This is a genomic window from Paraclostridium sp., assembly GCF_051657365.1.
Classification (GTDB): Bacteria; Bacillota; Clostridia; order Peptostreptococcales; family Peptostreptococcaceae; genus Paraclostridium.
Genome location: NZ_JBOFKN010000056.1, coordinates 1 through 1,411, shown reverse-complemented (window position 1 = coordinate 1,411; position 1,411 = coordinate 1). Strand labels below are relative to the sequence as shown.

2 protein-coding genes are annotated in these 1,411 nt (G+C 53.2%); both read right to left on the bottom strand.

Annotation, left to right across the window (positions count from 1 at the left end; all coding sequences use genetic code 11):
* Nucleotides 1-124: 124 nt before the first annotated feature.
* The gene (locus ACRCYC_RS03930; RefSeq protein ID WP_438617882.1) at nt 125-1,192 is read right to left on the bottom strand and encodes a phage major capsid protein, P2 family; all 1,068 of its coding nucleotides are present in this window, start codon (nt 1,190-1,192) and stop codon (nt 125-127) included.
* Between the two features lie 15 nt (nt 1,193-1,207).
* Nucleotides 1,208-1,411: hypothetical protein (locus tag ACRCYC_RS03925; protein ID WP_438617881.1), on the bottom strand; the 204-nt coding region annotated here is incomplete at its 5' end.

Sequence of the window (1,411 nt, the reverse complement as noted above, 5' to 3'; positions counted from 1 at the left end):
TCTTCTTCCAGCTTGAGCAACATCTGGTTGTACGCCGATAGGTTTCGTAAGGTAGAGCCGCCCATTTGGGCGGACTCCTCAGCCTGAACACGCATTAAATGGCGTCGTGCAGGACTTGGCATGATCACGCCTCCGCAGCTGCCGGTTGTGATGCCGCCGCAACGAATGAGCCGACTTTGATGTTTTCGACCAACGCCACACAGCGGTAATCTTCCACCACGTAGGCTTCATTCACGGATTCAAGGTTTTCAATGCGATCACGTTTTGGATTGTCCAGAACGGAGCGGCGGCGCGTGTCTTCTTGCCAGTAGATAGACAGGTTATCCAGACGGGTGATCATCAGCGCATTGGCAGGGAAGTACGGTGCGCGTACCGCCTGCAAACCGCCCATGCGTTTCTGACTGATAATCATCTCAGCGGCCATGGCTTCGCTGTTATCCTGCTCTTTGTTCACCAGTGGGAAATACTTGTCAGCAAGCAGCGCACGGCCACAGATCACCACCAGACCATCGTCGTCCTGAAACACGGGGTCAATGATTTCATTCACGGCATCCATAACCAGTGCGTCCAGATTGGCGTAATCGCCCCCCTTGCCCACTTTGATAACCTTGGTCACTGAGCCGTCATCGGCAGTGATACCATCCATCACATGCGTTGGCGCATCATTACGCACTTTCTGCAGCCAGCCGATATTCACATCTTGCAGCATAGGTTTTTTCGCGCGGTCAGAGGTTTTCGCGCGGGATGTACCGTTGAAACCAATCATGATGCGGTCCAAGGCTTGGCGCTTGATGATCGCGTTACGGATACGCAGTTGGAAGTCTTTAAACTTGGCCCACAAATCCAACTTGGCGTTCGGCAGCGCCGTATCGAAGTTGGTCTGCTCGCACTTGTATTCCACATCGCTAAATGCGGTAGGGTCGGTCGGCTCACGCTCTTTATCGGTAGTGTTGGTTGTCCCCGCGATACTGGTTCCAACGCCTAGTCCCAGCAACTGGCCGGACTGCTCAGGCACCGGAACAACGTTAATCAGTGACAGGAATGCCGAGGATTGTTGGATCGCATCTTCCAGCGTCTGGTTGACCGACGGCGCAATCGTAAACTTTGACGACAGGTCAGTGACATCAACGCCGTTCAGTTCGGCTAACCGCAGCAGGAAGGCGTTAAAGGCAAATTTGGTATTCTTTTTCATGTAGGTGCTGCTCCGTTAGCAGTTAGTTTGTTCTGACGGTGAATGGCTGCCACCGGTAGAGAATGGTCGTCGCTGTGAGTTGCTGTCTTCGGTATTCAGACGCGTGGTCAACTCATCAAGCTGTTGGCTGCAGGTTTCCAACTTGCTTTCCAGTTCATCCACCTTGGCAAGACTGGCGGACAGCTCAGTAACCTGTTTTGCCGTCTGCTGAACTTCGGA

Excerpts from the sequence above, each read along its gene's own strand:
- ACRCYC_RS03930 (WP_438617882.1), bottom strand. The coding sequence starts at position 1,192 with ATGAAAAAGAATACCAAATTTGCCTTTAACGCCTTCCTGCTGCGGTTA.